This is a genomic window from Streptomyces spongiae (assembly GCF_009377185.1).
In the GTDB taxonomy this organism is placed as follows: Bacteria; Actinomycetota; Actinomycetes; order Streptomycetales; family Streptomycetaceae; genus Streptomyces; species Streptomyces spongiae.
Genome location: NZ_VJZC01000518.1, coordinates 1 through 7,141 on the forward strand (window position 1 = coordinate 1; position 7,141 = coordinate 7,141).

5 protein-coding genes and 1 tRNA gene are annotated in these 7,141 nt (G+C 68.9%); 2 read left to right on the forward strand and 4 right to left on the reverse strand.

Features of this window, described 5'->3' with window-relative positions; all coding sequences use genetic code 11:
* Positions 1-188: 188 nt before the first annotated feature.
* On the forward strand, positions 189-827 hold the full coding sequence (locus FNH08_RS40135; RefSeq protein WP_322726238.1) for a DNA polymerase ligase N-terminal domain-containing protein: 639 nt from the start codon (positions 189-191) through the stop codon (positions 825-827).
* Between the two features lie 6 nt (positions 828-833).
* The gene (gene ligD / locus FNH08_RS40140; RefSeq protein ID WP_152776452.1) at positions 834-1,868 is read left to right on the forward strand and encodes a non-homologous end-joining DNA ligase; all 1,035 of its coding nucleotides are present in this window, start codon (positions 834-836) and stop codon (positions 1,866-1,868) included.
* Between the two features lie 82 nt (positions 1,869-1,950).
* Here the strand turns inward: ligD and FNH08_RS53305 are convergent, their stop codons facing one another.
* The 4 genes from FNH08_RS53305 to FNH08_RS40160 all read right to left on the reverse strand — a co-directional run.
* Positions 1,951-4,194 (reverse strand): endonuclease, encoded by a 2,244-nt coding sequence (locus tag FNH08_RS53305; protein ID WP_265579836.1) that lies wholly within the window; start codon positions 4,192-4,194, stop codon positions 1,951-1,953.
* A gap of 175 nt (positions 4,195-4,369) precedes the next feature.
* Positions 4,370-5,116, reverse strand: coding sequence for an SAM-dependent methyltransferase (locus FNH08_RS40150; protein ID WP_322726239.1), 747 nt, complete (start codon positions 5,114-5,116; stop codon positions 4,370-4,372).
* Between the two features lie 214 nt (positions 5,117-5,330).
* Positions 5,331-5,415, reverse strand: a tRNA-Leu gene (locus tag FNH08_RS40155).
* A 193-nt stretch (positions 5,416-5,608) separates the two neighbouring features.
* A partial coding sequence (locus FNH08_RS40160; protein WP_152776454.1) for an aldehyde dehydrogenase family protein occupies positions 5,609-7,141 on the reverse strand: 1,533 nt, incomplete at its 5' end.

The window sequence follows — 7,141 nt, forward strand, 5'->3', positions numbered from 1 at the left end:
GCCCGGCCCCCACCCCGGCCATCACGAGCATCGCCGCCGAGTCCCACCCCATCACGCTGTTACCCCTGCCCTCCGGCCGTTCGATCGACGGCCTTGGGGTATTTTCGGGCAGTCTCTGTCTCGTATGCAAGATGATGTTCATGTAAGTGAACAGATTTCGGAGCGGCCCGCTGGGTACTCGGCCGGACGTGAGTGGGAACGACCGGCTTCGGGGCTACCGGAGCAAGCGTGACTTCACACGGACCGAGGAGCCCGAGGAGTCCTCCCCGAGTTCGGTGCACGGGGAGTCCTGGCGCGACGAGCCCCGTTTCGTCGTGCAGATCCACGACGCGCGCAGGATGCACTTCGACTTCCGGCTCCAGGTGGGCGACGTACTGAAGTCCTGGTCCGTCCCGAAGGGCCCGTCCGCCGATCCACGGGACAAGCGGATGGCCATCCCGACCGAGGACCACCCGCTGGAGTACGAGGAGTTCGAGGGCGTGATCCCCAAGGGCGAGTACGGCGGCGGAACCGTCATCGTCTGGGACCACGGCACGTACGAGCCCCTGAGCCACGACCGGCGCGGCCGGCCCGTCCCCTTCGAGGAGGCGCTGGAGCACGGACATGCGACGTTCCGGCTGAACGGTTCGAAGCTGCACGGCGAGTACGCGCTGACGCGGTTCCGCGACGGGAGGGACAGGGGCGAGGAGGCGTGGCTGTTGGTCAGGGCGCGCAAGGGGCTCGGTGCCGGTGCGTCCGGGCGGGGAACGCCGGACCCCCGCCGTGCCCGTTCCGTCCGTACGGGCCGCACGCTCGCCCAGGTGGCGGCCGACGGCCGGGAGGAGTGAACGCCGATGACGACGGGCCTGCTCGCCACGCTTCCCGATGCCCGGCGGCGACTGCTGCGCCCGGCCCGCCCGGGAGTCGAGCTGGCCTCCGAGCCGATGCTCGCCACACTGAGCAGCCGGCGCGAGTTCTCCGCCGACTGGATCTTCGAACGGAAACTCGACGGTATCCGCGCGCTGGCCGTACGCGAAGGGGACCGCGTCGGCCTGTACTCCCGCTCGGGCAACCGCATCAACGCCACGTACCCCGAGATCGTCGACGCGCTCGCAGCCCAGGAGTGCGAGGACTTCACCATCGACGGGGAGATCGTCGCGTTCTCGCACGGCCGCACCGACTTCTCCCGCCTCCAGCAGCGGATGGGCCTCACCCGGCGCCGTGACGTCGAGGCCAGCCCGGTCGCCGTGACGTACTACGTCTTCGACCTGCTCCGCCTCGACGGCGCCGACACCAGACAGCTGCCGCTGCGCACCCGCAAGTCCCTGCTGCGCCGTGCCCTCGGCTACCGTGCCCCGCTGCGTATGACGACGCACCGCAACGAGGGCGGTGGCGAGTTGTTGGACTCCGTGTGCGACCGCGGTTGGGAGGGCCTGATCGCCAAGCGCGCGGACAGCCGCTACCAGACGCGCCGCTCCCCTGACTGGCTCAAGCTGAAGTGCTCCCGGGGCCAGGAATTCGTCATCGGAGGCTTCACCGAACCGGCCGGCAGCCGGGTCGGGTTCGGCGCCCTGCTGCTGGGCTACTACGAGGACGGTCGGCTGCGGTACGCGGGCAAGGTCGGCACCGGATTCGACCACCGCACCCTGGTGGATCTGTACCGCCTCCTCGACGGCATGCGCAGGCCGACGTCACCTTTCGTCGACCGGGTCCGCGAGCCGCGTCCGCGGTGGGCCGAGCCGGAGTTGGTCGCGCAGATCGCGTTCACCGAGTGGACGCGGGACGGGATGCTGCGTCATCCGCGGTTCCTGGGGTTGCGGGATGACAGGGCGGCGGGCGAGGTGGTCCGGGAGCGGCCCGAGCGGCCCACGGGACGTACGGCTGTCTGAGGCTGCTGACTGAGCCCGGAACCGGGAAGTGGTTCCGGGCTTTCCCCTCAGATCAGGTCAGGTCAGGTCAGGTCAGGTCAGGTCAGACGAAGGTGCCGGCGAAGTCGATCCGCGTGGCCCACTCGGGGTGGTCGACGAGAGGGTTGCGGTTGCCCTGTATCTCCGCGATGGCCGCGTTGCGGTGCTGTTCGTACTCGCTCACGGGCTCGCTTTCGTGCCACGCCAGCAGGGTGGCGAGCCGCTCCTCGGGGAGTTCGTTCTCCCCGTCACCGATCTGCCCCGGGTAGCGCAGCAAGAAGTACAGAGTCGCTCTGGCGACCGCGCCCTTGCCCTCCTCGGGTTCGAATCCGACCTCCTCGCGCATCCCGCAGTCCTGCCGCTGCGCCTCCTCGAAGCCGGGAAAGTCGAAGAACGGGAAGTTGCCGCGGAAGCTGTTGCACTGCGGCTCGCAGGCGAACAGGTGGTGCAGATCGCCACGCATGGGTTCCTTCTTGCGGAACCAGGACTGCGGCACGACGTGCTCGCAGTTGAAGGGAAGCGCGGCCTCCAGCTCGTCGAACTCGGCCTCCAACTGGTCCGGGCCCGTGGTGCCCTCGCGCTGCAGGAGTTCCCCTATCCGGGTCGTGCGGGCGGCGGCCACCGCCGCGTCGGCACGTATCAGCTCCTCGGCGGTGAAGGTCTTGCCGGAGTAGATGCTGCGCAGCCGGCCGTCCTGGTGCAGATCGACCCACGGGTAGACCAGCCGCATGGGCTTGTAGGTGGGCCGGGTGGTGTGGGTGCGCTCCAGCAGGTCCATGAGGTTCTGTCCCAGTGTCCTGCCGCGGTTCCTCAGCAGTCCTCTGCCGTCCTCGACGCTGATGCCCCGGTAGTACGCATCGCGTGCCGCGCTGTCGGCCTGACGGTCGTAGTACGGACGCTCCTGCCCGACGTGGAAGTTGACCAGGGCGGCGTCGACGTCCCGCTCCGCGGCGAAGGCGCCGTCGAGCGGGGGCAGCGTGGGTCGCAGGGTCGGTTGCGGTGCGGCGACAGGTGTCCCGTCCAGCACCCCGGCCTGTGCCCCATCCAGCGCTCCGGCCTCTGCTCCGGCCCCTGCCCTGGCCCCTGCTCCGGCCTGTGCTCGGTCCCGGGGGGCCTGGGTGGCGCCCACTGTGATCGTGACCTCCACCGGAGTGGTGACGCGCATCGCGCCGTCTGAGGACCGCCGTTCCAGGGGTGCGCCGTCCATCGGCACGGGGGCGGGGCCCGCGGTGAACATCTCGTCCCGCAGCCGAGCTTCGGGAGCCGTGAGCGTTGTCTCCTGCAGGGCTTGCAGGACGCGGCTGATCCGAACCCCTTCGTTGGCCTTCCACGCCAACCGGCTCTCGCCCATGGCAGGAGTCCAGGGGGTGCCGTCGATGCTCAACGGCTGGCCGTCGGCGCCGGTCTTGGGAACGGCCGAGTGGTGGAGCGCGACGACCTCCCACTGATCGTTGAAGACGGGCGAGCCCGACGAACCCTGCTGGGTGTCCGACTGGTAATGCAGGAACCGTTCCAGCACGTCGACGATCTCGTTCTCACGGAGGGCCAGCTGTTTCGGCTCGCCCCTGGGGTGCTGAATGATGTTGACGAACTCGCCGATGATCGCTTTCCCCTGCGCTCCGTTCAGCACCAGCCAGCCGTACGAGGAGAGCGTGTCACCCTCAGCATTGTCCGGGGCCACGGCAACCAGGCTGTAATCCAGCTCCCGGTCGGTCGTGAAAAACCTCTGGGGCTCCAGCCGGAAGGAAACGGCGGAGAGGGGACGGCCGTCCGCCCCTGCCTGGAGGTTGAATTCGACGAAGCTTCTGGCTGCTTCCTCATGGGAACGCAGCACGTGGTTGTTCGTCAGCAGCAGTGAGGGCGACACCATGAATCCGGTTCCGAATCCACCGTCCGGTCCGCTGATGGTGATCCGCCCCACGGAGCGGGCGACCTGTGCGCCTTCCACCAGGAACGCGGCCGGCATGAGGTCGTTGCGGCCGATGAGCCGTTCCAGTCCGAGGATGTCGCTGCCGAAACTCTCCGGCGGCAACGGCAAGGTGCTTCCGGCGGTCTTGGCGGGCTCCGTCGGAGTCTGCTGGATCGTTGTCGCCAGCGACCAGTCGACACCGAGGCGCGCCAGCCGCTTTTCGACACGCTCCGGTTCGTCGGCGTACAGAACGCCCCGCTCTTCGAGGGTTTTTTCGTTGCGTTCCCGTTCCGTGGTCCTCTGCGCGTAACGTGCCGACGCTTTCTTCAGCTGTGCCAGATAGGCCGTTTCTCCGTCCGTGGTGCTCTGCACGTTCGGCACCCGGTTCATCACCGTCATGCCTCCACCTCCGCGACCGGTCTCACCGGATGGGATTTCCCACCCCGCACTTCCATGTGAGCACAGCCCACTCATGATCTCCTCTTCGCCCAATTCGGTATCCCGTTCAAAGGTTTCGGCGTCAACGAGAGGAAAAGCGAGTGAGAAACGGAGAGAGCTTCCCGTGGTGGGCGCGTCAGTGGTTCATCAACACGAACACGCCCCAGCCGAGATATTCGCGTTCGTACGTGGCGTACTTGACAGGAGAGGCGGCGAGTTCCGCGCGCATCTCGGCGGCCAGTTCGTCATCGGGGTTGGCGTCGAGCCAGCGGCGGATGTTGAGCCACTGTGCCGCGACGTACCGGTCCCAGCTGTCCTGGTCGGCCAGCACCATCTCCACGACGTCGCAGCCCAGCTCACCGAACCGCCGGAGCAGTTCCGGCAGCGGGAGGAAGTCGTCCTTCCGTTCCGCGTGGCAGGCCTCGACGGTGGCCTGGTCCGGGGGCTCGCGACGCCAGTACGGCTCGCCGACCAGCATCATGCCGCCGGGGGCGAGGCTTCGCCGCAGCAGTTCGACGGTGCCTGGCATGCCGGACCCGATCCACGTGGCGCCCACGCACGCGGCGATGCCGACGGGATCGTCGGCGACATACCCCGCCGCGCCGCCGTGCACGAAACCAATCCTGTCGGCCACACCCAGTTCCGCGGCCCTCGCACGGGCGGCGGAGAGGAAGACGGTACTGATGTCCACCCCGGTGCCGGACACACCGTGGTCTCGTGCCCAGGTGCACAGCATCTCGCCCTTGCCGCAGGCGAGATCGAGCATGCGCGTGCCCGGAGACGGGCTGATGGCTCGCCCCAGGAGGGCCAGTTTCTCGGTGGTGAACGGATTGCAGACGCGATGGCTGCTCTCCCGGATGGTGAATGCACGCGGCAGATCCACTACGAGGATTCCTTCGGGTCGAAGAGGCGGTATCGGTGCGCCGACGCAGGCAGGAACCGCGCTGAAACTACGACCGTCGGCGTCATCACGTCCACCGAATTCCACGCCCACCCCGGCAGCACTGGCCGACCTGCTCCGGCGCCCTGGCATGCCCATAAAACGCGGATGGCGCCGACCGGAATCCAGTCGGCGCCATCCGTATACGCACAGTACGTGTCCGAGGGGGGACTTGAACCCCCACGCCCGATAAAGGGCACTAGCACCTCAAGCTAGCGCGTCTGCCATTCCGCCACCCGGACGAGGTGTCTGCCGCCTTGCCGGGGGTCTTCCCCGGGGCGACTGGCACAACAATACCAAGGTTTCGGAGTGGCTTTCACCCGCATATCGGGGCCACGGAGGGTGGTCGCCGGCTGCCGGACGTGCGGTTATCACATTCGGTGCACGCCCGGTCGCCCTTCGCTCAGCCGCACGGCACCCGTTGTCATCGCCCTGTCACGGCATGAGGTGGTACTCCGGGAAGTTCCCCGGCAGCCGCTCCCCCGCCGGCCCCTGGGTCACCGCGCGGACGAGCAGTTCGCCACCCACGAACGCACCGCGCCAGGACGCACCGAACCCGCCGAACAGCTCGTCGCGGTCGCCACGGGAGCGAGGCTTGCCGTGGCCGACCTTGAAGGCGCGGATCTGCGGGGCGAGGCGGTCGAACGTCGCCTGGTCGTCCGTGGACAGTGTGGCGACCAGGGCGCCGTTCGACGCGTTCATGGCAGCGAGCAGCTCGGCCTCCGTGTCGACCAGGACGATGGTGTCGACCGGACCGAACGGTTCCGCGTGGTGCAGTGGCGAGGACGGCGGTGGGTTGAGGAGTGTGACCGGCTGAACGTATGCCGCCGTGTCCTGGCCGGGCAGGAAGTGGGCGTCGGCCGGGTTGCCGTGATGCAGCGGAATCGCGCCGCGGTCCACGGCCTCGGCGACCTGGTCGGTCAGCTCCTTGGCCTTGGCCGCGTTGATGACGGGCCCGAAGTCCAGCGCCGGGTAGCGGTCCTCGGGGTGCTCCACCGCCAGCGGATGGCCGACCCTCAGTGTGCGAACCGCCGGGAGGTAGGCCGCCAGGAACTCGTCGAACACCGCGCGCTGGACGACGAAGCGCGGGTAGGCCGTGCAGCGCTGCTTGCCGTAGTCGAAGAGTTTGGGGATGACGGCCGAGAGCGTGTCCCAGTCCGTGTGGTTCCAGATGCCCCAGGTGTTCAGTCCCTCCTGTTCGAGTACATGTCGTTTGCCGAGGTCGGCGACGGCCGTGGCGACCGCGGCGCCCGTGTCGCGTCCGCCTACGAAAGAGACGCAGCCGATCTCGGGCGCCCGCACCAGCGCTTCGGACAGCTCGCCTCCGCTGCCGCTGACGAGGGTGACGGGTATCCCTTCGCGCGCGGCGAGCGCACTGGCCAGGGTGAGGCAGGCGACACCGCCGTCGGTCGGGGTCTTGGCGATGACCGCGTTGCCGGCCAGTGCCTGTACCAGCATTGCGTGAACGAGCACGCTCATCGGATAGTTCCAGCTCGCGATGTTGGACACCGGGCCGTCCAGCGGGGCGCGGCCCGCGACCATGGGCGCGATGCCGTCGACGTACCAGCGCACGCCGTCGATGGCCCGGTCCACGTCGGCCTGCGCGAGCCGCCAGGGTTTGCCGATCTCCCACACGAGGAGGAGGGCGAGCAGTTCGCGGTGCTGGGTGAGGGTGTCGAGGGTGGCGGCGACGCGGGCGCGGCGTTCGTCGAGGGGGACGTGGCGCCAGGCGCGGTGCTGGTCGAGTGAGGCGCGTACGGCCTGGTGAGCGGTGGCGGCGTCGAGGCGGGGCGGGCCCGCGATGGGGCTGCCGTCGACGGGGCTGGTGGCGGGGAGCGCCCGGCCGTCCGTCTGCCAGGCGGCGCCCCAGAGGTTGAGGACGCGGTCGTCCCGGAATGCCTCGGGGGCTACGGCGAGGCAGCGCTGCCAGGTGTCCGACCAGGAGGTTCCGGATTTGAGGGTGAGGGG